At 45.5% G+C, this 835-nt stretch carries 1 pseudogene; it reads right to left on the minus strand.

Features of this window, described 5'->3' with window-relative positions:
- Positions 1-37: 37 nt before the first annotated feature.
- Positions 38-586, minus strand: a pseudogene (locus tag AACV02_RS28275) (transposase); the annotation flags it as partial.
- Positions 587-835: the final 249 nt, after the last annotated feature.

Consider the following 835-nt stretch of genomic DNA (forward strand, 5'->3'; position numbering starts at 1 on the left):
AAAATAAGTGGAAAATAAGGGTCAGACCACTATTCTTCTATTCTTTTAACTCATACTTTTTTGGGCGCCCTGACACACCCTGCGAAACTCTTTTACCTAATGCGTGCGCGATCTCGGACGCAAACTTCTGATCGCCCAAAACATAATTACCATTTGTAGAAGATCGAATTTGTTCTATCAGCCCAGGTGAAAGTCGTTCATTGAATATAGACCGGTAAGCTTCGGCTCGTTGCGCGGTGCCGCTACCTAATTCGTTATAAACCGCATGCGGGCTTATAAAGCCTGACAGCTCGCCCTGTGCGTTTGCCCTATAGCTGGTCCAGCGATAGTCGCCCGGATGAGCAACCATACCGGCTCTAACAGGGTTCATTTCGATATATCGATAGCAAGCTAAAACATAGTTGTCTTGTTGAACCAAACAGCAGCGGAAACGGCCTTCCCACAACGTGCCCGTTCGTTTATATGTTTGATTGACATATTGAACGTAGCGCTGCCCCAGCCCCTTCATAAGCAGGCCGGCCCCTGCGCAGCAGCTGGGAGTCAACAACAAATGAACATGATTTGTCATCAAGCACAATGCGTGAACTTTACAGCCGTACTATTCAGCAAGCACGGCTAATGTATCGATGTAAAAAATATAGTCTTCATCTGAATAAAAACACGCAGACCGATTGTTTCCCCGCTGAATAATATGCAACGGGATATCCGGCAGTAAAACCCTAGGACGGCGAGCCATATAAACCCCTAACTGGATAGTAGCTTACAGCTTAGCCGCCCTTCAACAGGCCAACAGATTGGAATAATTACAAAAAATAAATCATGTTTTTAAAGAGCA

The sequence above is a fragment of the Pseudomonas sp. Larv2_ips genome, from assembly GCF_963879675.1.
Taxonomy (GTDB): domain Bacteria; phylum Pseudomonadota; class Gammaproteobacteria; order Pseudomonadales; family Pseudomonadaceae; genus Aquipseudomonas.